Annotated in this window: 22 protein-coding genes; 6 read left to right on the top strand and 16 right to left on the bottom strand. The window is 65.1% G+C overall.

From position 1 onward, the window contains the following. Window positions 1-7: 7 nt before the first annotated feature. From CXZ10_RS17825 to CXZ10_RS17770, 12 genes are all read right to left on the bottom strand, one after another. The gene (locus tag CXZ10_RS17825) at window positions 8-1,567 is read right to left on the bottom strand and encodes a cisplatin damage response ATP-dependent DNA ligase (protein ID WP_101290724.1); all 1,560 of its coding nucleotides are present in this window, start codon (window positions 1,565-1,567) and stop codon (window positions 8-10) included. Continuing rightward, complete coding sequence (locus CXZ10_RS17820; protein ID WP_101290723.1) at window positions 1,564-2,559, bottom strand: ligase-associated DNA damage response exonuclease; 996 nt, start codon at window positions 2,557-2,559, stop codon at window positions 1,564-1,566. The genes CXZ10_RS17825 and CXZ10_RS17820 overlap by 4 nt, the downstream gene beginning before the upstream one ends. Before the next feature lie 9 nt (window positions 2,560-2,568). After that, entirely contained in the window at window positions 2,569-2,883 is a 315-nt protein-coding gene (locus tag CXZ10_RS17815; RefSeq protein ID WP_101290722.1) for a hypothetical protein, read from the bottom strand. 76 nt (window positions 2,884-2,959) lie between these two features. Beyond that, window positions 2,960-3,721, bottom strand: a complete 762-nt coding sequence (locus CXZ10_RS17810) for an amino acid ABC transporter ATP-binding protein (RefSeq protein ID WP_101290721.1) — start codon at window positions 3,719-3,721, stop codon at window positions 2,960-2,962. Beyond that, window positions 3,718-4,398: an amino acid ABC transporter permease gene (locus tag CXZ10_RS17805; protein WP_101290720.1), complete on the bottom strand. Its 681-nt coding sequence runs from the start codon at window positions 4,396-4,398 to the stop codon at window positions 3,718-3,720. The genes CXZ10_RS17810 and CXZ10_RS17805 overlap by 4 nt, the downstream gene beginning before the upstream one ends. 126 nt (window positions 4,399-4,524) lie before the next feature. Then, on the bottom strand, window positions 4,525-5,298 hold the full coding sequence (locus tag CXZ10_RS17800; RefSeq protein ID WP_101290719.1) for an amino acid ABC transporter substrate-binding protein: 774 nt from the start codon (window positions 5,296-5,298) through the stop codon (window positions 4,525-4,527). A gap of 210 nt (window positions 5,299-5,508) precedes the next feature. Further along, complete coding sequence (locus CXZ10_RS17795; RefSeq protein WP_101290718.1) at window positions 5,509-6,513, bottom strand: hypothetical protein; 1,005 nt, start codon at window positions 6,511-6,513, stop codon at window positions 5,509-5,511. A gap of 71 nt (window positions 6,514-6,584) precedes the next feature. After that, the gene (locus tag CXZ10_RS17790) at window positions 6,585-7,661 is read right to left on the bottom strand and encodes an ABC transporter ATP-binding protein (RefSeq protein WP_101290717.1); all 1,077 of its coding nucleotides are present in this window, start codon (window positions 7,659-7,661) and stop codon (window positions 6,585-6,587) included. After that, complete coding sequence (locus tag CXZ10_RS17785) at window positions 7,661-8,974, bottom strand: ADP-dependent glucokinase/phosphofructokinase (protein WP_143741561.1); 1,314 nt, start codon at window positions 8,972-8,974, stop codon at window positions 7,661-7,663. Before CXZ10_RS17785 ends, CXZ10_RS17790 begins: the two co-directional genes overlap by 1 nt. Window positions 8,975-8,979: 5 nt before the next feature. Next, entirely contained in the window at window positions 8,980-9,825 is an 846-nt protein-coding gene (locus tag CXZ10_RS17780) for a carbohydrate ABC transporter permease (protein WP_101290715.1), read from the bottom strand. Window positions 9,826-9,835: 10 nt separating this feature from the next. Continuing rightward, a complete protein-coding gene (locus CXZ10_RS17775) occupies window positions 9,836-10,783 on the bottom strand; it encodes a carbohydrate ABC transporter permease (RefSeq protein WP_101290714.1) in 948 nt (315 codons plus the stop codon). Beyond that, window positions 10,780-12,096 (bottom strand): ABC transporter substrate-binding protein, encoded by a 1,317-nt coding sequence (locus CXZ10_RS17770; protein ID WP_101290713.1) that lies wholly within the window; start codon window positions 12,094-12,096, stop codon window positions 10,780-10,782. The genes CXZ10_RS17775 and CXZ10_RS17770 overlap by 4 nt, the downstream gene beginning before the upstream one ends. A 215-nt stretch (window positions 12,097-12,311) precedes the next feature. Between CXZ10_RS17770 and CXZ10_RS17765 the strand changes: the two genes are divergently transcribed. Continuing rightward, a complete protein-coding gene (locus tag CXZ10_RS17765; RefSeq protein ID WP_180336064.1) occupies window positions 12,312-13,136 on the top strand; it encodes a DeoR/GlpR family DNA-binding transcription regulator in 825 nt (274 codons plus the stop codon). A gap of 8 nt (window positions 13,137-13,144) precedes the next feature. Here the strand turns inward: CXZ10_RS17765 and CXZ10_RS17760 are convergent, their stop codons facing one another. The 4 genes from CXZ10_RS17760 to CXZ10_RS17745 all read right to left on the bottom strand — a co-directional run bounded on the left by CXZ10_RS17760 (window position 13,145) and on the right by CXZ10_RS17745 (window position 17,890). Beyond that, the gene (locus tag CXZ10_RS17760; protein WP_101290711.1) at window positions 13,145-13,945 is read right to left on the bottom strand and encodes an ATP-binding cassette domain-containing protein; all 801 of its coding nucleotides are present in this window, start codon (window positions 13,943-13,945) and stop codon (window positions 13,145-13,147) included. Next, window positions 13,945-14,931, bottom strand: a complete 987-nt coding sequence (locus CXZ10_RS17755; RefSeq protein WP_101290710.1) for an ABC transporter permease — start codon at window positions 14,929-14,931, stop codon at window positions 13,945-13,947. Before CXZ10_RS17755 ends, CXZ10_RS17760 begins: the two co-directional genes overlap by 1 nt. Before the next feature lie 180 nt (window positions 14,932-15,111). Beyond that, entirely contained in the window at window positions 15,112-16,134 is a 1,023-nt protein-coding gene (locus CXZ10_RS17750) for a substrate-binding domain-containing protein (protein WP_101290709.1), read from the bottom strand. Window positions 16,135-16,258: 124 nt separating this feature from the next. Next, window positions 16,259-17,890 (bottom strand): FGGY-family carbohydrate kinase, encoded by a 1,632-nt coding sequence (locus CXZ10_RS17745; protein WP_101290708.1) that lies wholly within the window; start codon window positions 17,888-17,890, stop codon window positions 16,259-16,261. 227 nt (window positions 17,891-18,117) lie between these two features. Between CXZ10_RS17745 and CXZ10_RS17740 the strand changes: the two genes are divergently transcribed. From CXZ10_RS17740 to CXZ10_RS17720, 5 genes are all read left to right on the top strand, one after another. After that, window positions 18,118-19,380, top strand: a complete 1,263-nt coding sequence (locus tag CXZ10_RS17740) for an ROK family transcriptional regulator (RefSeq protein ID WP_101290707.1) — start codon at window positions 18,118-18,120, stop codon at window positions 19,378-19,380. A 366-nt stretch (window positions 19,381-19,746) separates the two neighbouring features. Next, window positions 19,747-20,556: a UDP-2,3-diacylglucosamine diphosphatase gene (locus CXZ10_RS17735; RefSeq protein ID WP_210199960.1), complete on the top strand. Its 810-nt coding sequence runs from the start codon at window positions 19,747-19,749 to the stop codon at window positions 20,554-20,556. Next, window positions 20,553-21,695: a ceramide glucosyltransferase gene (locus CXZ10_RS17730; protein WP_101290705.1), complete on the top strand. Its 1,143-nt coding sequence runs from the start codon at window positions 20,553-20,555 to the stop codon at window positions 21,693-21,695. Before CXZ10_RS17735 ends, CXZ10_RS17730 begins: the two co-directional genes overlap by 4 nt. Further along, window positions 21,688-22,266: a DedA family protein gene (locus CXZ10_RS17725; RefSeq protein WP_101290704.1), complete on the top strand. Its 579-nt coding sequence runs from the start codon at window positions 21,688-21,690 to the stop codon at window positions 22,264-22,266. Before CXZ10_RS17730 ends, CXZ10_RS17725 begins: the two co-directional genes overlap by 8 nt. After that, complete coding sequence (locus CXZ10_RS17720) at window positions 22,263-22,946, top strand: glycosyltransferase family 2 protein (RefSeq protein ID WP_101290703.1); 684 nt, start codon at window positions 22,263-22,265, stop codon at window positions 22,944-22,946. Before CXZ10_RS17725 ends, CXZ10_RS17720 begins: the two co-directional genes overlap by 4 nt. Window positions 22,947-23,028 lie beyond the last annotated feature (82 nt).

The raw sequence follows: 23,028 nt of genomic DNA, 5'->3' as shown, positions 1-23,028 counted from the left end.
CCTGACACTATGATCGCAGCATGGCCTTGAGCGTCTCGAGCCGGTCGGCTTCGGAAGCGGGCTTGTCGGTTCGGATGCGCGAGATGCGGGGAAAGCGCATCGCGATGCCGGAGCGGTGACGCTGCGAGACATTCAGCCCCTCGAACGCCACCTCGACCACCAGGTTGGGTGCCAGCTGGCGCACGGGGCCGAAGCGCTGGACGGTGTTCTTGCGCACGAAGCGATCGAGTTCCCGCAGTTCCTCATCGGTGAAGCCGAAATAGGCCTTGCCGACTGGGATCAGCTCTTCACCCTCCCAGAGCCCGAAGGTGAAATCGCTGTAGAAACCCGAGCGTTTCCCATGCCCGGACTGCGCATAAAGCAGCACCGCATCGATCACCATCGGATCGCGTTTCCATTTGAACCAGGGACCGCGCGGCCGACCGGCGATATAGGGCGTGTCCAGGCGCTTGATCATCACGCCCTCGATCACCGGGGAATGGGGCTCGGCGCGTATCCGGGTGAGCTCTTCCCAGGTTTCGAATGGGAGAAGCGGCGACAGGCCTATTCGAGGACTGTCGAACTGCGCGGATTCCAGGCGCGCGCGCCGGGCGGAAAGCGGCAGCGGGCGCAGGTCCTCGCCCTCCCAGGTCAGTATATCGTAGAGCATGAGCGCCGCCGGATGGCTTTGCAGCATGGTCCGGCTGATCGACTTGCGGCCGAGCCGCTTTTGCAGGTCGCCGAAAGGCGCGATCTCCTCGCCGCGGCGGATTAGCAGTTCCCCGTCCACCGCGCCCTCGAAGGTCATGGCCTCGATGATGTCGGGGAAGGCGGTGCCGATCTCCTCTCCCGCGCGGGTATAGAGTTTGCGCAGTCCACCCTCGGCAACCGCCTGGACGCGGATGCCGTCCCACTTCCACTCGGCAACATGGGCAGCGGGGTCGAGCGGCGCGAGCTCCTCCGGGGTGATCGGGGTGGCGAGCATCACCGGGCGAAACGGTGCGAGTGCCACGGCAGGGGACGCGCCGCCGGCGAGCCAGGTGAAGAGCGGCAGGAAAGGAGCAGCTTGGCCGTGCCAGATCTCCTCGATCTCCTCGCTGCTGCGGGAAGTGCCCATCGCCAGCGCCGTGTGGGTGAGCCGCGCCGAGACGCCGATCCTGAGATTGCCCGTCGCAAGCTTCAGGAGGGCCAGCCGTTCGGGTGGGGTCAGACGGTCGAGAAGGTCGGCGATCACGCCGGGCAGCGCCAGCTTGCCGGTCTCGCGCAGCACCGTCACCGCCTGCGAGAGGGAAACCTCCTCCGCTCTGGCCTCCGCGTCCGTTGGCCAGATCAGCGCGATGGTCTCGGCCAGGTCGCCGACGAAATCATAGGACAGACGAAAAAGCTGCTCGTCCACGCGCTCGGAGACCAGACGTTTCAGGAGCGAGGGCGACACCTGTCTGAGATCCAGCGTTCCCGTCAGAACCGCCAGGGCATAGCCGCGATCGGGATCGGGCGTGGTCTGGAAATAATGCGAGAGGATGGTGAGCTTGGCATTGCGGGCGGGCGTGAAGGCCAGGCGCTCCAAGAGGCGGGCAAAGGCTTTCATTCCGGCTCGTCCTCATAGCCGATCAGCCTGAGCGGACGGGAGGAAATGCCCTCGATCTCGCACCACCGCGTCAGGCCGTCCTCGGCGCCATGGGTAATCCAGACCTCCTGTGGGGCGAGTTCGCGGATGGTAGCGGTCAGTTGCGGCCAGTCGACATGGTCGCTGATCACCAGCGGTAGCTCGATGCCGCGCCGGCGGGCTTGGGCGCGGACGGTCATCCAGCCGGAGGCGTAGGAGAGAACCGGATCGCGGAAGCGCTGCACCCAGGGTGAGGCAAAGGCCGAGGGCGGCGCCAAAATCAGTTGCGCCTCGCCGGGATCGGTTGCCGGAACCAGCGGGCCAAGGTCAATCCCCTGGTCGACGTGATAGTCGCAGAGGCGTTTCAGCGCGCCATGAATGGCAATGGGGCCATGATGGCCCGCCGCCCGCGCCAACGCGATCACGCGCTGCGCCTTGCCGAGGGCATAGGCCCCGATCAGGTGAGGGCGGCCCGGAAACTCGGCCATGCTGGTCAATAACCGTCCGGCCTCGGTCATGGGATCTGGGTGGCGAAAGATCGGCAGGCCGAAGGTCGCCTCCGTGATGAAGATATCGCAGTTAACCGGCTCCCAAGGCTGGCAGACCGGGTTCGGCGTGCGACAGTAATCGCCCGAGATCAGGATGCGTGGGCCGTGATCGGGGGCGATCAGGATCTGGCTCGAGCCGAGCACATGGCCCGCCGGATGGAAGCTCACCGTCACGGCCCCGATCCGGACCGGTCCCTCGGCGATCTGGCGGCTACCGGCGAAATCGTCGCCGTAGCGGATCGCCATGATGTCGAGCGTCTCGCGGGTGGCCATCACTGCGCCATGGCCGGGACGGGCGTGATCGGCATGGCCGTGTGTGACGAGGGCGCGGGGAACAGGACGGAGCGGGTCGATGTAGAAGTCCCCCGGCACGCAGTAAAGCCCCGCGTCAGTGGGGTAGATGACCTCCTCCGCCCTCCGTGTCATGCCAAACCCTCAGCGGCGACGATTCTCAAAGACAATTCCGGCAAGCACGAAGCCTGCTACGACGCCGAGAATACCAACGGTCGACAAGATGGTCGCGGCAGTGCCGGGATTATCGCGCATTGCGCCGACCGCAACATTGGCTTGTTCGCGCACATGAGCGACCGCGTGGCGGGCATGACCCTTGCCGTCCTCGAATACCTCTTGCGCATCTTCCATTGCGCCGGACGCTCGCGAGGATAGCAACTTGTTGATGTGCAATACTTCTTTCATCAGATCGGCAACCTGCTTTTCCAGGTTGGCGCGGATTTCATAGGCATTGGCCATCACGCGACTCCAGTTACCAGTGGATCGCTTGCAAACATGCAGCAATCGAAAAGGTTCCCGCATCGAATGTTGGACTCTAGATGTCGTAGACCTGCGGCGCTGTGATCGACGACACGAAGCGCTTGGTGCGCTCCTGGGCCGGGTTGGTGAAGATCTGCTGCGACGGACCGGTTTCCACGACGAGGCCGCCTTCCAGGAACACGACGTTCCTGGCGATGCGGGACGCGAGGCGGAGATCGTGTGTGGCGATCACCATGGTGGTGCCTTCGTCGGCGAGCCGGCTCAACACGTCCACCACCTCGAGCGCCAGTTCCGGATCGAGCGCCGAGGTCGGTTCGTCGCAGAGCAACACGCGCGGCGACATGGCGAGCGCCCGGGCGATGGCGACGCGCTGCTGCTGGCCGCCCGACAGCGTTGAGGGCCAGGCATCCGCCTTCTGCGAAAGGCCGACCTTTTCGAGCAACTCGCCGGCCCGTTGCCGTGCCTTGTCCTTCGGCCAGTTCAGCACCGTCAGCGGTCCCTCCATGACATTCTCGATGGCGGTGCGGTGGGGGAAGAGCTGAAAGTTCTGGAACACCATGCCGGTCTGGCGGCGGATGGCCTGGATCGCCGGCCAGCCGGGTCGGTGGCCCGGCCGGAAGGTGAGGCTCTCGCCGCCGAGGAGGAGCGTGCCGGAGGTGGGAATCTCCAGGAGATTGATGCAGCGCAGGAGCGTGCTCTTGCCGCCGCCGGATGGCCCGACCAGCGCCGTCACCGTACCCTCGGCGATGGCGACGTTGATATCGTTGAGAACGGTGGTCTCGCCGAAGCGCTTGACGATGTTCCTGAGCTCGATCACGGGTTCGCCTCCAGGCTGCCACCATAGCGGCCGAAGCGCTGCTCGAGGCGCTGCTGCAGATGCGACAGCACCGAGCTCAGCGCAAGGTAGATCAGCGCCGCCTCGATATAGAGGATGAGCGGCTCATAGGTGGTGGCGACGATGCGCTGTGCCGCTTGGAACAGCTCCGGCACGGTGATGGCGGCAGCGAGCGATGTGTCCTTCACCAGGGAAATGAAGCTGTTGGAGAGCGGCGGCACGGCGATCTTGGTGGCCTGCGGCAGGATGGTTCGGATGAGGCACTGCCGCCAGCTCATGCCAATCGAGTAGGCGGCCTCCCATTGCCCCTTGGGAACCGCCGAGATCACCGCGCGGATGGTCTCGGAGCCATAGGCGCCGACGTTGAGGGTGAAGCCGATCAGCGCGGCCGGGAAAGCGTCGAGATAGATGCCGAGGCTCGGCAGTCCATAGAAGATCACGAACAGCTGGACGAGCAGCGGCGTTCCTCTGAAGACCCAGACGAAGAAACGGGCGAGGAGGGCGAGCGGCAGCGGCCCGAACAGGCGCACCAGCGCGGTCACAAGACCCAGCGCCAGTCCGAAGGTGAAAGACAGAAGGGTCAGCGGGATGGTGAAGACGAGCCCGGCCCAGAGCAGGGAAGGCAGCGACTCCGCCATGAGATGAAGCCAGGGGGGCACCTCGGACTCCTCGAATTCGGAAAGCAGACACAGCAGAGCCGGGGCGGCAGGTTGCCACCCCGGTCAGTTCAGAGCACTTGTCAGGAAAACGCAACGTCGATGTTCGGTTCCGGCCTGGGGCACCGATTATTTCGACACGTCCTGCCCGAAATACTTGTCAGCGATCTTCTGGTAGGTACCGTCGGCCTTGATGTCATCGAGCGCCTTGTCGATGGCGGCGACCAGGTCCGTCTGCCCCTTGCGCACGATGATGCCGGAGGCGTCGGCTTCCTCCTTTTCGGCGACGATCTTCACCGGCGCGTCGGGCTTGTGCTTCTTGAAGTCCAGGAAGGACAGGCTGTCGTTGATGGTCGCGTCGGCACGCCGGGTCAGCACGAGCTGGATCGACTCGTCGAAGCCGTTGGTGCCGACCAGTTCGGCTCCCGCTTCGGTGGCCAACGCACCGAAGTTGCTGGTCAGCGACTGAGCCGACTTCTTGCCCTTGAGATCGGCAAAGCCCTTGATGCTCTCGTCATCGGCGCGGACGATCAGCACAGCCTTGGACACGATGTAGGGCTTGGAGAAGTCATACTTCTCCTTGCGTTTTTCGGTGATGCCGACCTGGTTGATGACGGTGTCGTAGCGGTTGGCGTCGAGGCCGGCGATCAGGCCGTCCCACTTGCCCTCGATGAACTCGGGCTTGACGCCCAGCTTGCCGGCAATCGCCTCGCCGATCTCGACGTCGAAGCCGACCAGCTTGCCGCTCTCGTCATGGTAGGTGAAGGGCGCATAAGTACCTTCGGTGCCGATGCGGAGAACGCCGGCTTCCTTGACAGCGGCGAGGTCGTCGGCAGCTACGGCTGCGCCGGCAAACGCGAGATTGATGGCAGCAGCGGCCGCCCAGAGACCAACAGATTTCATTGTCTTCTTGCCCCGAAAAATGGAGGAAAAACTTTCTGATTGCCTATCCTCGCATCATTTCGGTTGGCAGTATGGGCAAGAAGTGGGCGAATTCTCGGGGTGGGTAGAATTTTTTTCTAAAGCGCTCTGGATCGACAGCTCCACCCCGGCGTCCGGAAAACGCCCGGAGCGGGAGGATCGCTCCGGGCGAGAGGCTGCATGGAAACGGTGTCAGGCGGAGGCCGCGGCCTTCAGGACCGCCTCGGTGACGATGCTGTCGTCGTCGAGACTGCGGACCGGGGAGATGCCCTTTTCCTTGAGCACGGCGTGGTAGGACCTGACGGCTTCGAGCGGCCTCATCTCGCCGTCGGCCACCGCGCGCATGTGGCGGACCATGTCGAGCTGGCTTTCGGCGAGATTTATCTTGCGGCCGAACAGGGCGACGCGAGCGCCGTATTTCTCGGCCTGGAACAGCAGCTCAAAGGTGTCGCGCGTGGTGCCGGCACCACCGCCGAGCACGCCCACCACCAGCTGCGGGTCATAGGAGGCCAGTTCCTCCAGCGCCTTGGCGCCGTTGTAGGGATACTTCAGGAACTGCGGCCGGTCGGCGCGCAGCACGCCCGACAGGCAGCGGGCGAGGTTGTCATTGACGAACGAGCCGACGTCCGCCGGCGCGATGCCGCACTCGACGTTGGGATTGAACACTTCCAGGAAATACTCGATGCCGTTCTTGGCCGCGTCCTCGCGGAACTCGCTGAAGGCTTCGAGCGACCTCAAGTCGGCCTCGATGTCGTTGACGAAGGTGATCGAGTAAAGGCCGAGGTTTCCGAGCTTGGCCTCGGATATCCGCTTCAGCGACGGGGTGCGGAACGGGCGCGACGGGCCGAGCTTGCCATAGCCGTTGGGCCGGGCGCCCCAGATGTCGGTGGTGTCGTTGGCGCGGAAGGCCGGCCGCACCGGGCTGTTCTTGAAGGCACCGGCCTCCTGCAGCAGCTCAAGGTTGGAACAGGACACCAGCATGATGTCGAGCAGGTCCTGGCGGATCAGATCGGTGATCATCTCCAGGAACTCGGCTCGCGTCCGGAAACGGACGAACTTGCCGTCCTTGTCGCGGATCGGCCCGGTGCCGGGGATAGGGTTGGACATGTCGCCGTCCTTGGCGTCGGCGATGATGAAGTCGCCCTTGGCGTAGTTGCCGGCCCGGATCTTGGCGAGCTTGGCATTCATGCGAAACATCGAGTTCTCCTTGGGTACTTGGTTTCTTGGGTTGGGTTGCCGCCGGCTTTCGTGGCGGCGTTGCGGGAAGGTCAGCTTTCGCCGGGGGTGGAGATGCGGCGCCCCTCTGGATCGAACAGATGCAATCCAGCCGGATCGATGCGCAGGCGGACGAGGTCGCCCACTGCGACGGTGGGAGCTCCGACCGCCTGTAGAACCACCGGCGTTCCGTCGGTGAGGGCGATATGGACGAGCGTCAGGCCGCCGAGATGCTCGGCGAGGGTGACGCGGCCACCGAGCGGTCCGTCTTCTGAAAGCAGCAGGGCTTCGGGGCGGATGCCGACGCTCACGCCGCTCCCTTCGCCAAGCGGCATCGATCGCCGCAGGGCGATCACGCTTCCATCGCCAAGGCGCGCCTCAGCGGCGCCGGCAAGGCGGGCGGGCAGAATGTTCATTTGCGGTGCGCCGATGAACCGGGCGACGAAGAGGTTCTGCGGCCGCTCATAGAGACGAACCGGCGGCGCCACCTGTTCGAGCCTGCCCTTGTTGACGACGGCGATCTTGGTGGCGAGCGTCATCGCCTCCACCTGATCGTGCGTCACGTAGATCATGGTGGTACCGAGCTTCTGGTGCAGTTCGGCGATCTCGACGCGCATCTGCATGCGCAGGGCAGCGTCGAGGTTGCTGAGCGGCTCATCGAACAGGAAGACCTTGGGGTTGCGGACGATCGCCCGGCCCATGGCGACGCGCTGGCGCTGACCGCCGGACAGCTGGCGGGGATAGCGGTCGAGCAGGTCGGTGAGGCCGAGGATGTCGGCGCTGGCCCTGATCTTTTCCGCCGCTTCCGCCTGGGGCACCTTGGTGAGGCGTAGCGAGAAGCCCATGTTCTGCGCCACCGTCATATGCGGGTAAAGCGCGTAGTTCTGGAACACCATGGCAATGTCGCGGTGCTTGGGCGGCACATCGTTCATCACCTCGCCGTCGATGACCACCTCACCGCCACTGATCGTTTCAAGGCCGGCGATCATTCGGAGCAGCGTCGACTTGCCGCAGCCCGACGGGCCGACCAGGACGACGAAGGCACCGTCCTCGATCTCCAGATCGATGCCGTGGATCACCTCGAATGAGCCATAGGCCTTGGTGACGGACCTGAGGGAAACGGGTGCCATTACGGTCTCCGTAAGTCTGTTTCGGAGCCAGCCGGCGCGGCCAAATCGGCCAAGCCGAGAACGGGCTGGTGATCGACGATGGAATGAATGAGGAGGCAGCCGGCGGTAAAACTGTCGCCGAGGCCGACGGTCGAGGCGGGGCGTTCGAGATAGGGAGCGGCGACGCAGACGATCTGGCGACCATCCGGCAGCCGCGACACCGGCGGAGCAGGCGGCGGATCGAAGCGCGCTCCATGCGGGATACGTGGTCGCGACGACGGCTGGCCGGCCTCGGCACGCGAGGCGGCGAGCAGGCAGCCCATGGCGAGCGCGTCCATCTCCACCCTTGCGTCGCCGCGGGTGACGGCAAGCGCCCAACCGTCGGCGTGAACGACCAGGCGATCGACGCCGAGCCACCGCGACAGCGCGTCCGCCTGCTCGACCGGATCATCGCCCGGCACCAGGCCGCGCAGCTCGTTCTGATTGAGACCGATCGACGTGACCTCGGGCGCCAGGCTTTCCAGCGTCGCATCGAGCGTTCCGGGCCAGGGATAGGCGCCGAGTTCGAGGTGGACGACCGACAAGCCGGACCTGCGCCAGGCCCGTGCCGCCCCTGACAGGCGCGCAAGGGCGACCGGCAGCTCGGCAAGCGGAATGGTATTCGGAGATGACAGCAGACCGGCGCGCAACTGATGTCCATTCGCCGCGACCCAACGGTCGAACAGGGCGTCTTCATGCAGGGCTTCGTCGGCGAAACGGACGATGATGCGGGTCGACCGTTCGGCAACGAAGCCGGGCAGGGGGTGGCCGGCGGTATACTCGACGATGTAGTGCGCCGGCTTGTCGCAAAGCGCCGGCCAGCGGCGGCGCGGCGAGCCGACCGTCGTCTCGCTTTCGGCCAATCCGATGCCGGCGTGCAGCGCGGCGAGCTCCTCCGGCCCGACCTCGCCGAGAGCGAGCAGGGAGGGCGCTCCGATCGCCGCCAGCGTCCAGGCCGCCTGGGCCGACGTGCCGCCGATCGCCGTGCCGCCCGGCAAGGTATGCGGATCGAAGAAGGATGGCCCGCCGGGCCAGTCGCCTACCAGCATTTCACCGCCGCGACCGGCCTTGGCGCGGGCCATCAACTCGGCGAACAGGCGCTGGGCGCCGACTTCCGGGCGATCGGCGAGGATTGGTGCGACGGCGTGCAGGTCGATCCGCCGATCGAGGCAGACGGCAAAGCCGGTGACCAGCCTTGTCGCGTCCGCAACGACAGCCGGTATCCCGTCAACGAGCCGGTCATAGGCGCGGGCCCAATCGATCGACGCCGTGGGTTTGGCATGGGGGATGCTCATGGCGATCATTCCTTGACCGCGCCCTGCGTCAGCCCCTGGATGATCCAGCGCTGGAAGCCGAGCACCAGCAGGACCAGCGGCAGCGTCACCACCACGGAGGCGGCGGCGAGGTCGCCCCAGGGGACGTAGTAGAGGTTGGTGAAGTTGGCGATGCCGACGGGAATGGTTTGGCGATCGACGCCCGAGGTGAAGGCGAGCGCGAACATGAACTCGTTCCAGGCCATGATGAAGGCGAGGAGGCCGGTGGTGACGAAGCCGGGCAGCGACATCGGCAGGATGACCGAGATCATCAGGCGCAACGGCCCGGCGCCGTCGATGATGGCGGCCTCGTCGATCTCTCGCGGAATGGTCTGGAAGTAGCCGAACAGCACCCAGATCACCAGCGGCAGGCCGAGCGACAGGTAGATGATGACGAGGATGGTGTAGGTGTTCATCAGCCCGAGCGCCGACGCGGCGAGATAGAGCGGCGCGACGATGGCGATCTGCGGGAACATCGACACCGACAGGATCAGCGCCAGGATGCCGAAGCGGTAGTAGACGCGCAGACGGGCCAGAGCGAAGGCGGCGGCTCCGCCGATGGCGAGACAGAACAGCGTGGTCAATCCCGCCACGATGGCCGAGTTGACTATGTAGAGGTGGAACTCTTTCTCGACGAAGATGTTGCGGAAATGGTCGAGGGTGCCCGGCCAGGGCAGGAAACTCGGTGTTGGCGCCGACAGTAGTCGATCCTCCTGGAAGGACGTCGACACCTGCCACAGGAAGGGCGCCACCGACCAGACGACGATCAGGGCCGAGGCCACGTAGAGCGCGATCCGGGTGATCAGGAGCTGGGTGCGCCAGGAAGACAGCATGGTTTCCTCCTCAGCCGTTGTCGCGCCGCATGCGGCGAACGATGAAAAGACCGAAGCCCAGCGCGATGATCGCCTCGGTGATGAACATGGCCGCCGAGAGCGCGCTGCCGTAGCCGAAGTCGAGCCCCGAGAAGAGGACCTTGTAGGACAGGGTCGACAGAACCTCGGTGGAGTCGGCCGGCCCGCCGCCCGTCAGCACGTAGACGAGGTCGAAGATGCGGAAGGCGTCGAGGGCGCGGAACATGCCGGCGATCAGCAGCGTCGTGAACAACAGCGGCAGCCGGATCGACCAGAAGCACTGCCAGGAACCCGCGCCGTCGATCCGTGCGGCCTCGACCAGCGAATGCGGCACCGTTTGCAGACCGGCCAGCAGCAACAGCGCCATGAAGGACGTCGTCTTCCAGACGTCGGCGATGATGATGGTGAGAAGCGCGGTCTGGCTGTCGCCATACCAGTTGACGTAGCCGTCGATCAGGCCGGCTTGCCTCAGCAACCAGTTGACCACGCCGTGCTGGCCGTCGAACAGCCAGCCGAACATCTTGGAGGTCACGACGGTGGGAATGGCCCAGGGAACCAGCATCGCGGCCCTCACCCAGCCCCGGCCCTTGAAGGTCTCGTAGAGAACCAGCGCCATGGCCATGCCGATCACCGTCTCGAGCAGCGTCGATGCGGCGGTAAACAGCATGGTGTGCTGCCAGGCCGACCAGAATTGCGGATCGCCGGTGAGCCGGACATAGTTGGCGAGGCCGACGAAGTCGTCTTCCTGGGTCGACAGCATGGTGTTGCGCAAGGAAAGGCGCATGCCGTCGAGAACGGGATAGACGGAGACGGTGATGAGGGTGAGGACCGCGGGCAGGAGAAAGAGCAGAGGCGCCCACCGTTCGGCACGGCTCCTCTGCGTCAGTCGTTTGCTCCGTCGGTTGCCGGCCGTGAGGCCGGCTGACGGAAGCGTGGTCATGCGCCGACGATGCCCTCAAGCTTGGCCTTGGCGTCCTTGAGCGCGTCGGCGACGTTGCCGTTGGTGACGGCCTTGGAAACGGCCGACTGCAGCGCCAGGGAGACCTGAGAGTATTTCGGCGTGACCGGACGCGCCGTGGCGCCGACGAACACCGGCTTCAGCGTCTGCATGAACGGCTGCGCCTTGCCGAGTTCGGCGCTGTCGAACACGGCCGGCCGACTCGGAGCGAGACCGAGTTCGGTGGCGAACAGCAGCTGCGTCTCCGGGCTCGACAGCCATTTCAGGAACTCGACGGACGCGTCCCGGTTCTTGGTCGAGGCATTGACGCCATACTGGTAGCCGCCGAGGCAGGCAGCGCTCTTGCCGTTGGCAAAATGCGGCAGCGGCACGACGCCGACCTTGTCGACCACCGAGGAGGCCGCCTTGTCCTGGCAGATGGAGTAAACGTAGGACCAGTTGCGCAGGAAGGCGACGTCGCCGCCGGTGAACGGCGTGCGCGAGGGCTCCTCGTCCCAGCTCCGGACGTCCGGCGGGCTGATCTTGTACTTCTCGATGGTGTCATACATGAACTGCACGGCCTCGATCGCCGCGTCGTCGGCGATGTGAACGGTCTTGCCGTCGTCGCCGAGGATGCTGCCGCCGTTGGAGGTCACGAACTCCACGAGATCGCAGATCAGCACCTCGGCCTGCTTGGCCTGCCAGGAGAAGCCGATCTTGGCCTTGCCTGCCTTCATGAGGTCCGTCGCGGCGGCGACCAGCTCGTCCCAGGTTTCCGGCGCCTTGGAGACGAGATCTTTTCGGTAGTAGAGCATGCCGCTGTCGACATACCAGGGCAGGGCGGTCAGCTTGCCTTGCCATTTGCAGGCCGCCAGCACGCCGGGGAAATAGGCTCCCGCCTCGTCGGCGCTCACATACTCGTCGAGCGGCAGAGCCCAGCCGGCGCCAGCGAATTCGGCGATCCAGACGACGTCCTGCGTGAAGACGTCGGGCGAGCCGTCCTTCTTGGCGAGGCGCTGCACCAAGCCCTGATGGACTTCCGTCGAGGAACTCGGCGGCGGCAGCTCGTCGTAGCGGACGAGGATGCGGCTCTGGGACTGGTTGAACACATCCACCATCTCGGCGACGGTGCGCTTGCCGAAGAACTTCGCGCTGGCGAAGGTGATGTTGGTGCGGTCCGCCGCGGAGGCGACCGACGTGAGCTTCAGGATCGCCGGTGCGGCCAGCACGCCGCCGGTGGTGAGACCAGCCACTTTCAGGAATTGACGGCGCCCGACACCCATGGGCTTGCCGACATGATCGTCTTTGTCAGTCATGCGTTTCACTCCCTTGTGCTCCGGGGTTTCGTCCGATTGGCGAAACTTCTCTCATGAGCTGGCCGATAAAAGCCGCATAAAGCGGAACTGTCAAGCATAAAACAGCACGATATTTTGCGTCATTATGCGTCTTTGTGCCACTTTGTGACGTCAAATGCGGTATGCTAGGGTTCGATCAAATCTGAATATGTGCAACAGCGGTCCAGGCGGCGATGATGACGGAAGACGTGGAAAAGGCGGGCTCGGACGCGACGCTGCCGGCGCGACGGCGGGCCGATATTCTCCGTCTTGCCCAACAGTTGGGGCAGATCACCGTGACGGATATGAGCGCGCGTTTCGACGTGTCGCTCGATACCATCCGGCGCGATCTCGACATCCTGGCCGAGCAGGGTCTGGTCAGCCGGATCCATGGCGGTGCGCTTCCTTCGTCCAGCATGGCTACCGCCGATACGCCCTTCGATCTCCGCATGAAGTCGCATCATGCGGCAAAAACACGCATCGGGCAGGCGGCGGCGGAGCTGATCGCCGATGGCGAGACGCTGCTGGTCAATGGCGGTACCACCACGCTCGCTTTTGCCGCAGCGCTGGAGATGCGTCGGCGCCTGACCATCGTCACCAACAATCTCGGATTGCCGCCGGTCGTGCCGCCGGCCGCCATCCTGAACCTCTATCTGCTCGGGGGCGAAATCCGCACCGGCGCCCAGGTGACGGTCGGTCCGGTCGGCTTCGTCGGCACCGGAGCCATTGCCGCCGACACGGCCGTCATCGGCGTTGGTGGCGTCGACGCCACCGGCTTCTGGACCAGCCACCTGTCCGAGGCCACCATGATGGCGGCGATGATCGAGGCGGCGCGGCGGACCATCGTCCTGGCCGACAGTCGCAAGTTCGGTCGTCATGCCTTCGCCAAGGTGGCTTCGCTCGAGCGGGTCTTCGCGCTGGTTACGGACACGCCGCCGCCGTCCGATATCCAGGCGGCGCTTGAGGCCGCCGGCACGCTGCTCATCGTCGCGCCCGACGACGGCGAGGCGGATGCCGGCTGACCCGGCCATCATCCGCCGTCGGCCTTGACGGCGCCGGTCATGATGGCGACGACGTCGGCCATGCTGTGGGACTTCGGCGACACGACCGCCGCCCGCCGCCCGAGGCGCATGATGAAGATGCGGTCGGCAAGGTCGAAGACATTCGGCATGTTGTGGCTGATCAGCACCACCGGCAGGCCCCGGTCGCGGATCGTTCGGATCAGCTCCAGCACTTGGCCGGTCTCCCGCACACCGAGGGCTGCGGTGGGTTCATCCATGATCACCAGTTTGCGGGCAAAGACCGCCGCCCGCGCCACGGCGACGCCCTGACGCTGCCCGCCCGACAGGTTCTCGACGCGGCTGGCGATCGACGGCAGGCGGAACTTCAGCTCGGCCATGGCGCGTTCCGCCTCGTCGCGCATGCGGCGCTTGTCGAGCCGGCGGAAGAGGCTGCCAAGGAGGCCTGGCGATAGCAACTCGCGTCCCAGAAAGAGGTTGCTTGGGATGTCGAGGGCTGGGGCCACGGCGAGATCCTGGTAGACCGTCTCGATGCCGCGGTGGCGGGCATCGAGCGGTCCCTTGAAGTGCACAGGCTCTCCGTCGAGCAGGATCTCGCCGCTGTCGGGCACGACGGCGCCGGTCAGCGTCTTGATCAGCGTCGACTTGCCGGCGCCGTTGTCGCCGACGACGGCCAGGATTTCACCGGCGCGCAGCTCGAAATCGACGCCATCGAGGGCGACGACATGGCCATAGCTTTTCACGATGCCGCGTGCCTCGAGCACGTTGCGAACGGGGGCGGCCTTGGCCTCCGGTGCGGCGAGCACGGACATCAGCGCCTCCTGCGGGAAAGCTGGTCGAAGGCCACGGCCAGGATCACCAGGATGCCGGTGACGAGGTCCTGCCAGAGCGGGTCGATGCCGGCCAGCGTCAGGCCGTTGCGAAGAACGCCGACGATCAGGGCGCCGATCAAGGTTCCCACAAGGCCGCCGCGCCCGCCGAACAGGCTGGTACCGCCGATCACCACGGCGGTGATGGAATCGAGATTGGCGGTCTGTAGGGCGTTGGGATCGGCGTTGGGAATGCGGCCGAGGGCGAGCCAGGCGGTGATGCCGTAGATGAGTCCGGCCAGCGCATAGACCTGCAGGAGGTGTCGCCGAACCGGAATGCCGACCAGTCGTGCTGCCTCGGGGTTGTTGCCGATGGCGTAGACATGTCGCCCCCAGCGCGTCTCGTTGAGAAGATACCAGGCCGCCGCGTAAAGCAGCAGCATGGCCAGCACGCCATAGGTGAGAACGAAGCTTCCGACCCGGAAGGTGTTCCCGGTCAGGCCGAGAAAGCTGTCCTGCACTGGAAAGGCACCGCCCTGCGAGATGAGGCGTAAGGCGGCCGTCAGAATGCCGAGTGTGCCAAGAGTCACGATGAACGGTGGCAGGTCGAGCCGGCTCACCAGCGTTCCCGCGACAAGCCCCGAGAGGGTGCAGAGGACCACTGCGAACAGCATAGACAGCATCGGATCGTAGCCGAGATTGACGAGTTTTCCGGCGACGATGGTTCCGAGCACGCAGATGGCGCCGACGGCGAGATCGATGCCGGCGGTGAGGATCACCAGTGTCTGGCCGATGGCCAGGGTACCTACCACGATGGTCTGCTGCAGGATGATCGACAGATTGTGTGGGGCAAGAAAGCGCGGGTTGGTGACGGCGAACACCAGGCAAAACGCCAGGAGAACCAGGACCGGTCCCACCGAGGGTATGGTCTTGACGCGCGAAAGCAATCCGGCGCTGGCCTCGGGGGCTGACGGGGTTGCGCTGCTCATGGGGACCTCGCAACTGACGTATCGTGAAAGCGGACCGGCGGACGCTGTCAGCCCGCCGGTCCGTGAAGGCATCAGCCGGTCGGCTCAGGGGGAAGCCGAAGAACGGCGACGCCAGACGCCTGCCGGCACCCGATGGCGCGCCTTCGCTGCCGAATGCGCACCATCGGGACTGGGAGGAGGTCAGTCACCCCAGCAGTTCTCGAGGCCCCATGCGCTGTCCTTGGACTCGAGCCCCGGCATCGGCTTGTCGGTGATCAGATAGGAGCCGGTGTTGACGAAACCGGACGGCTTCTTGCCCGACGCGGCATATTCGGCCACCGCGTCGACGCCCATCGACGCCATCTTGTAGGGGAACTGCATCACGGTTGCCGCGATGACCCCCGCCTGGACATTGCGCACGCCGGCGCAGCCGCCATCGATCGAGGTCAGGATCACGTCCTTTTCCTTGCCGAAGGACTTCAGGGCCTGGTAGCCGCCGGCCGCCGCCGGTTCGTTGATGGTATAGACGACGTTGATGTCGCCGTTCTTGGACAGAAGGTTTTCCATCCCGATCTGGCCCTTGTCCTGGGCGCCGTTGGTGATGGCGGCGCCGGCAATGGCCGGATCGCCTTCGGCAATGCCGAAGCCCTTCAGGAAGCCGTCGTGGCGGAAGGTGTCCACCGTGCCACCGGGCGTGCCGTCGAGCATGGCAATCACCGGCGTCTTGTCGCCGAGCGCCGCCTTGGCATAGGCGCCCTGCTGCACGCCGGCCTGGAAGTTGTCGGTGGCGAAGGTGGCATCGACCGCGTCGGCCGGATCGGTGGCCGTATCCAGCGCAATCACCAGCACGCCGGCGTCGCGTGCCTTCTTGATGACGCCGAGCATGCCGGAGGAGTTGTTGGGCGTCACCAGAATGCCCTTGGCGCCGGCCGAGATCAGGTCTTCGATGGCTGCGACCTGACCCTCATTGTCGCCGTCGAACTTGCCGGCGCGGGCGATCAGCGTCAGCCCCTTGGCCTTTGCCTCGGCCTCGGCCGCCTGACGCATCTTGACGAAGAATGGATTGACCTCGGTCTTGGTCACCAGACCGACGATAACGTCGGCAGCCTGGGCGCCGGAGACACCGGCTGCGCCGGCGAGGCCGAAGACGAGCGCAAATGCGGCGCAGCCCGCCGTGAACTCCGAGATCGCATGGCGAGACCTGCCGTGACGAGAAGCCTGCATCGTTTCCTCCCGGTTTATGTTCGGAGCCGGTTCCTCGTCGGCTCCTGGCCTTCCTCCGAGGCCACCTCGATTTGACACCTATTATGGATGAAGTCAAACATAAACGATCTATATTTGTATATTTTTATCCAAAAGTAGCCGTCAGTTTGCCATCTTCAAGCGATGGGCCGGCGATGGCGTTCGGCGCGTTGTCAGGTGCGCGCCTCTGCGGTCCGATACGCCGCATCGCCGCCTGCACAGGCGTGAGGCTTGCCAACTCGCAGTAGATGGAAAACAGCGGCTGATAGCGCTTGGACCGGTCCGGGTCGGGATGGAAGACCCGCCGCGAGCGCGCGCCGAAGCGTGCGGCGCCGTCGCGGAAATCGGCGACCACGCCCGCGGCGACGGCGCCATGGATGGCGGCTCCGGTCGCCGTGGCATGCGCGATCTCCGGCAGCTCGATGTCCCTGCCGAGGACATCCGCCATGATCGTCAACAAGAGCGGGTTGGTCTCGGCGAGGCCTGAGGTCATGACGACCCGCCCCGTGCCGAGGCTGCCTGCGGCGGCCAGCTCCATGACCTGCCGCGTTCCGTAGCAGATCGCCTCCATCAGAGCCCTGTAGATGCCAGCGGCCGTCGTATCCATGCCGAAGCCCATCAGAAGTCCCGAAAGCCGTGAGTCCGCGTGGGGGACGCGATTTCCATTCCACCAATCGAGACCGACGAGATGACTGTCGCCCGGCTCCAGCATCGCCGCCTCGGCGTTGTAGGCTGCGAAGCTTGCCGCCAGATCTGAGCCGCGCGGGAAGGTGCGGACGAACCAGGCGAGGAGGTCGCCGAAGGCCGCTTGTCCTGCCTCGTGGAGCCAGAAGCCCGGCAGGGAGCCGTCGCGCGCCATGCCTTCGAGACCGGCAGGCAGGCTGAGCGGACGCTCGGCTAGAAACAAATATGCGGCCGATGTTCCGAGAGCTCCGGCTGCCATGCCGTCCTCGACCGCGCCGACCGCGGGCAAGACTGCATGCGAGTCGATCACTGCCACGGCCACCACTGCCGGCCCCTTGATGCCGGCTTTTCGGCGCCACTCGGCGTTGAGCTCACCGGCCGGGCTGCCGGCCTTCAGTGGCGGAGCAAGGCGGGCGTTCAGACCGGGAACGATGCCTTCCGGATAGCCGGTAGCGGCAGAGTATTGCGCCTTGTAGGCGGCGAAACCGAGATTGCGCGCCTCACATCCGGTAAGCTGCGAGACCATCCAGTCGCCGGCCTCGATGAAGCGTTCGGTCAGCGCCCAGACCGTCGGCGCTTCGCTCGCCACCTGCGCCGCCTTGGCGAGCAGCCACTCCCCCGACAGCCGCCCGCCGAAGTTGTCGAGAAAGGCGCCGCCCGCGGCGTTGATGGCGTCGGCGTAGCGTTGGGCGGCAGCGTGTTTCCAGAGCTTCACATAGGCGTGGGGCTCGTTTGGCAACAGTGCCGACAGAGGCGTGCCGTCGGCCGTCGCCGGCAGGGGAGACGAGGCCGTGAAATCAATGCCGATCGACAGGATATGGCGATGCTGCCCCAGGCGACAGAGCACCTCCTCGGCGGCAACGACGTAATCATGGGCGTCTTGCAGGGCGAAGCCGGAGGGCAGGGGCGTGCCGTCCGCCAAAGACCCGCTCATGACACCATGGCGGTAGGGTGAGGCATGGTAATCGATCGCGATGCCCGACTCGGCGTCGATCAGCACTCCGCGTACTGACAGCGTCCCGAAGTCGAGGCCGATGAGATACCGCCCGGTCATGCACCGCTCCCCTGATCGACGCTGCTGCGTCCGCCCCATACTGGAAGCGGCCTCGGCCACATTGCTTCCGGCCGGCAGAGCTCTCTCCTCATCCGAACAAAGGCTTGGTATGGTCAAAAGTCAACATCATTTTGTATATTTCTATACATAAGTAATAGCGACGACGCTCCTCGACGCTTTATCCGGCCCCGATTCTTGGCTACACGTGACCCAGCAGGAGTATTGGGATGCCGATCAAAGACAGCGCCAGCGACGCCTCCGCGCTGACCAACGCCAGCGACATCTTCTCGCTGATTGCCACCGGCGAGGCGGTATCGCGCTCGGCGCTGCTCGAACGGTCGGGCCTGTCACGGGTCACCGTGACCCAGCGACTGAATGCGTTGATCGCCGCCGATCTCATCGAGGAGGCGGCACGGACGCTACCGAGTGGCGGGCGGCCCACCAGGGTGTTGGCCGTCAACAGGCGGGCCGGCCATGTGCTGGTGGCCAACATCGGCGAGGCGCACCTTCATTTGGCGCTGATGTCGCCGGAGCCGGCGGTCATCGCCCAGAGCACGTTGCGCTACGAGGTGGCCGAGGGACCTGCGGCAACGCTGGACAAGATTGCCGACGGATTCCGCCGCCTGCTGTCGGACGCCGGTGGCGGCAACGGTATCCTGCTCGGTATAGGGCTAAGTCTGCCCGCCCCGGTGGATTACAAGCGTGGCCGCGTCGTCGGGCCTTCGATCATGAGGGGCTGGGACGACGTCGACATCATCGGACCGATGGTCGAGCATTTCGGCGTGCCCGTTTATGTCGACAACGACGTCAACCTGATGACCCTCTACGAATACCGCCGGCACTTTCCGCAAGCCGACGACATGCTGTTCATCAAGGTTGGTACCGGCATCGGCGCCGGCTTCATCGCCGACGGCAAGATCTTCCGCGGTGCCCATGGCGCCTCGGGCGATATCGGCCACATCCAGTTCGATTCGGCCGATGCGCCCCTCTGCCGTTGCGGAAAACTGGGTTGCGTCGAGGCGCGCGCGGCAGGCTGGGCCATCGCGCGCGATTTGCGAACGCGTGGCTTCAAGGCCGACAATGCCCGTGACGTGATCGCGCTCGTCGAGCAACAAGTCCCCGAAGCGATCATGATGCTGCGCAAGGCTGGCCGCGTCATCGGCGAGGTGACGGCCGACGTGGTCAGTATCCTCAATCCAGGCTTGATCGTGGTGGGCGGGACCCTGGCGCGCGGCGGCGACTTCCTGCTGTCAGGTATTCGCGAGCTGGTCTACCAACGCGGCCTGCCGTTGGCGACGCGGGAGCTGACCATCGTGCTTGCGCCGCCGCAGGCCGATATCGCCCTGTTCGGCACCGGCCAACTGGTGGTCGACAATGCCTTCTCTCCGGCCGGCGCGGTGGCTTTGCTCAACCGCATCGCCTCCGCCGCAGCCCGATCGCCCACTGGTCGGTCGGCAAACGGAGAGCGTTCGATGGAGCGGGCCGACTGATCCATTTAGGCTCCGAGATGCGGACTTGTTCTTGAGAGCGTCAGCCCCAGCTGTCCCGTCTGCACCGAACCATTCCGTCTGGCTCAGCCGTGCCGTCGCTGCGGAAACGCGCCAGTGTTCACCGCTGGCGCCTGTCGGCTCGGTTACGAAAGCCGGGCCCCTTGCATTCAAGCATAATCGAACAAACATAAGGCAGCGAGCGATGTATTCTGTCCTATTTGCAGAATAATATTGCGCATTGGCAAAGGTATTGTGTTTCTGACCGTGCATTCCGGTGGAACCGTCATCATTCTGCAAAGTTTCTTTGGCGGGTAATCAGTCGATCTTCTGCCCATGGGGAAGATGCAGGAACTGAAGGAGAGCGCCTTGTCCGATCCCGCACCCAAAAAGGCACCGGTCCGTCGCCATCGCAGTCTGTTTCTTTCCGACCTGCATCTCGGTGCGATCGGCGCGCGGGCCGATCTGGTTCTCCGCTTCCTCGATCAGAACCGGGCCGACACCTACATCCTCGTCGGGGATATTCTCGACGCTGGTGTCCCGTTCTCTCTGGGGCGCGCCGCCGCCTGTGACGCGGTGATCGACCATCTGCGCCGGCGGCATGCCGAGGGCGCCGAGCTGATCTACCTGATCGGCAACCACGATCCGGCTCCCGCACTCACGCCCGACCATCGCCGCCTGCCGGTCGATCCCATCGAGGAGATGGTGCATGTCGCCGCCGACGGCCGCCGCTATCTGGTCGTCCACGGCGACTGTCAGGATCGGGCCTTCATTCGCAGCCACCTCCTGACGCGCATCGGCACCTATCTCGAAAGCCTTGCCCGCCTGCTCTGCGCCGCTGTCATGCCAAGCGAGGGGAGGGGCGCGCCGCGGTTCGGCGGCCGGGTCGACAGGGCGTTCGCCGCGGTCAACGCCGCGTTGCATCTCGGCCGGGGGCACGAGCGCCGCTTGGTCGAGCTGGCGCGCCAGCGGGGTGTCGACGGGGTGATTTGCGGCCACTATCATATGGCTGGCTTGCACGACCGCCACGGTCTCCTCTATGCCAACTGTGGCGACTGGGTTACAAGCATCACGTGCCTGTCCGAGGACTACAATGGCCGCCTGCATCTGGTCGACGGCCAGGCCCTGTCGGTTTTCGGCTCTGGTCTCCGCACTGAAGCCCAGGTGGTTCACGCATGACAGAAGCCGTGATCGTTCTTGCCGCAGCCTTGCTCGCCGCCCATCTCCTGACCGTAAGCCTCTATCTTTTCCGATTGCGACGCCGGTTGCCGGCGGAAGGCGCGATCGGCATGCCCAGGGTGACCCTGCTTCGACCGGTCTGCGGCCGGGAGGCTTTCGACAGGGAAACGCTCGCGAGTTCCTTCGCGCAGGATTATCCCGACTACGAGGTGATCTTCTGTGCACCGTCGGAGGAAGATCCGTCGGTGCCCTTGCTTCGTGAACTGATTGCCGAACATACACATCGTCAGGCCCGCCTTCTTGTTGGCGAACGGCGGGTGACCCGCAATCCCAAGCTCAACAATCTCTGGTCCGGCTGGCAGGCTGCCGATGCCGACTGGGTGTGCATGGCCGACAGCAACCTTCGTCTGCCGGCCGACTATCTTCGCACCGTCGTCGCGTCATGGGATGAAGAAACCGGCCTCGTTTCCTCACCACCGATGGGCGAGCGGCCCGATGGTTTGGCCGGCTCGCTGGAATGCGCCTTCCTCAATGGCAACCAGGCCCGTCTGCAGTTTGCCTCCGACAGCCTCGGCAATGGGTTCGCCCAGGGCAAGACGCTGTTCTGGAACCGCAGGATGCTGAACGAGGCAGGTGGTCTCGAGGCGCTCGGGCGCTATCTCGCCGAGGACGTCAACGCCACCAAGCTGGTGCGCGGCGCCGGCCTCAAGGTGAGATTGACGCCGCTGCCCTTCGCCCAGCCGATCGGCCGGCGGTCGTTTCGCGACGTGTGGAATCGTCAGCTCCGCTGGAGCCGGGTGCGCCGCGACGGCTTCCCGCTCCTGTTCGCCGCCGAACCCTTCAACGGGCCGATGGTGCCTTTCATCCTGGCGGGGATCGCCGCTGCCCGGCTGGATATGTCGATCGTTCTGCTGCCGGCCATCGCCGCCATCTGGTATGGCGCCGAGTATGTGCTGATGCGGCGGGCCGGTTGGCCATCGTCCTGGCGCGACGTTCTGGCTCTGCCGCTCCGGGACGCGCTGTTGCCGGTCCTGTGGCTGGCGACCTTCCGGAAACGCGACATCGAATGGCGCGGCAATGCCATCGAGCCGCTCAGTTCCGATGAGCGCATGACGCCGGCCCTGGCCGACCATGATTGAGCACGCCGAACTCGTCTCGATGATGTCGAGCTACGGCCTGTGGGTGCTGACACCGCTCGCCGTGCTGGAGGGGCCGATCGTCACCGTCATCGCCGGTTACCTCGCCAAGCTGTCGATCCTCAGCCTCTGGCAGGTCGTTCCTTGCGTGGTCGTGGCCGACATCCTGGGCGACAGCCTGCTGTATTTCCTCGGCCGCCTGGCACTCGGCGGTCTCAGCCCTGCCTGGCGCGGTCGGTTGGGCTTGTCGCCGCACCGACTGTACTGCCTGATGCGTGGATTCCGGCGCAATGGCACCCGCATTCTGGTGGCGGCCAAGTTGACCCACGCCGCCGGCTTTGCCGCCCTGACGGCCGCCGGCGCTGCACGCATGCCATTTTCGGATTTTCTCGTCGCCAATATCCTGGCCGGCATTCCGAAGTGTCTCTTCTTCATTGCTCTCGGCTATCTGTTCGGCAGCGCCTATGAGACCATCGGCAAGTGGCTGTCGGGTGAGGCGGCATTGATCATGCTGGCCCTCGGTCTTGGCCTTTTCACCATCGTCTACCTGCAGCGCCGGCGGGTGAGCCGATGACCGGCCCGAGCTTCACCTGTCTCATCCCCGCCTTCAACGAGGCGAAGCGTCTGCCCGGCGTCCTCGCCGCGGTGGTCGGCCATCCGCGTTTCGACCGCGTTCTGGTCGTCGATGACGGTTCGAGTGACGGCACCGGCGACGTTGCTCTTGAGCACGGTGCCGAACTGCTGCGTGTGCCGACGAATGGCGGCAAGACAAGGGCGCTGCGTCTCGGCCTTACAACCATACGCACCAGCCATGTCGTCCTGATCGACGCCGACCTCCTTGGGTTGACGCCGGCCGTCATCGATCAGCTGATCGCCCCGGTCGTTGCCGGAAAAGCCTTCGCCTCGGTATCCTTGCGCGGCAATGCGCCGTGGGTTTGGCGACGAATCGGCATCGACTACATCTCCGGTGAGCGCGTCCTGCCGATGGCGCTGATCGCCGACCGGCTGGAGGCATTGGATCATCTTCGCCGCTTTGGCTTCGAGGTTTTTCTCAACGAGCTTCTCGTCGCCAGCGGTCGACCCATTGCCATCGTGCAATGGCCGGGCGTCGCCAGCCCCGCCAAGTCCGTCAAGCGCGGCCTGTGGCGCGGTCTTCTGGCCGACGCCGGCATGCTCGCCGATATCGCCCGCACCATCGGCGTCATGGGCTTTGTCGGCCAGATCCGTGAGCTGCGACGGTTGGCGGCGCCGTGACGCTTTGGTCGACGGGGCACTCGGTCAGAGGCAGGCTTTGAAATAGTCGTCGAGGACGAGGTCGACCATGGCCAGGGACAGG

Origin of the sequence: Pleomorphomonas diazotrophica (genome assembly GCF_002844595.1) — a bacterium.
Taxonomy (GTDB): domain Bacteria; phylum Pseudomonadota; class Alphaproteobacteria; order Rhizobiales; family Pleomorphomonadaceae; genus Pleomorphomonas; species Pleomorphomonas diazotrophica.
Note: the sequence above shows the minus strand (reverse complement) of the source record. Positions and strands in the feature narration are given on the sequence as shown.

Coding starts and splice junctions, on each gene's coding strand:
- CXZ10_RS17825 (WP_101290724.1), bottom strand. CDS start 1,567: ATGAAAGCCTTTGCCCGCCTCTTGGAGCGCCTGGCCTTCACGCCCGCC.
- CXZ10_RS17820 (WP_101290723.1), bottom strand. CDS start 2,559: ATGACACGGAGGGCGGAGGAGGTCATCTACCCCACTGACGCGGGGCTT.
- CXZ10_RS17815 (WP_101290722.1), bottom strand. CDS start 2,883: ATGGCCAATGCCTATGAAATCCGCGCCAACCTGGAAAAGCAGGTTGCC.
- CXZ10_RS17800 (WP_101290719.1), bottom strand. CDS start 5,298: ATGAAATCTGTTGGTCTCTGGGCGGCCGCTGCTGCCATCAATCTCGCG.
- CXZ10_RS17795 (WP_101290718.1), bottom strand. CDS start 6,513: ATGTTTCGCATGAATGCCAAGCTCGCCAAGATCCGGGCCGGCAACTAC.
- CXZ10_RS17790 (WP_101290717.1), bottom strand. CDS start 7,661: ATGGCACCCGTTTCCCTCAGGTCCGTCACCAAGGCCTATGGCTCATTC.
- CXZ10_RS17785 (WP_143741561.1), bottom strand. CDS start 8,974: ATGAGCATCCCCCATGCCAAACCCACGGCGTCGATCGATTGGGCCCGC.
- CXZ10_RS17780 (WP_101290715.1), bottom strand. CDS start 9,825: ATGCTGTCTTCCTGGCGCACCCAGCTCCTGATCACCCGGATCGCGCTC.
- CXZ10_RS17775 (WP_101290714.1), bottom strand. CDS start 10,783: ATGACCACGCTTCCGTCAGCCGGCCTCACGGCCGGCAACCGACGGAGC.
- CXZ10_RS17770 (WP_101290713.1), bottom strand. CDS start 12,096: ATGACTGACAAAGACGATCATGTCGGCAAGCCCATGGGTGTCGGGCGC.
- CXZ10_RS17765 (WP_180336064.1), top strand. CDS start 12,312: ATGACGGAAGACGTGGAAAAGGCGGGCTCGGACGCGACGCTGCCGGCG.
- CXZ10_RS17760 (WP_101290711.1), bottom strand. CDS start 13,945: ATGTCCGTGCTCGCCGCACCGGAGGCCAAGGCCGCCCCCGTTCGCAAC.
- CXZ10_RS17755 (WP_101290710.1), bottom strand. CDS start 14,931: ATGAGCAGCGCAACCCCGTCAGCCCCCGAGGCCAGCGCCGGATTGCTT.
- CXZ10_RS17750 (WP_101290709.1), bottom strand. CDS start 16,134: ATGCAGGCTTCTCGTCACGGCAGGTCTCGCCATGCGATCTCGGAGTTC.
- CXZ10_RS17745 (WP_101290708.1), bottom strand. CDS start 17,890: ATGACCGGGCGGTATCTCATCGGCCTCGACTTCGGGACGCTGTCAGTA.
- CXZ10_RS17740 (WP_101290707.1), top strand. CDS start 18,118: ATGCCGATCAAAGACAGCGCCAGCGACGCCTCCGCGCTGACCAACGCC.
- CXZ10_RS17730 (WP_101290705.1), top strand. CDS start 20,553: ATGACAGAAGCCGTGATCGTTCTTGCCGCAGCCTTGCTCGCCGCCCAT.
- CXZ10_RS17725 (WP_101290704.1), top strand. CDS start 21,688: ATGATTGAGCACGCCGAACTCGTCTCGATGATGTCGAGCTACGGCCTG.
- CXZ10_RS17720 (WP_101290703.1), top strand. CDS start 22,263: ATGACCGGCCCGAGCTTCACCTGTCTCATCCCCGCCTTCAACGAGGCG.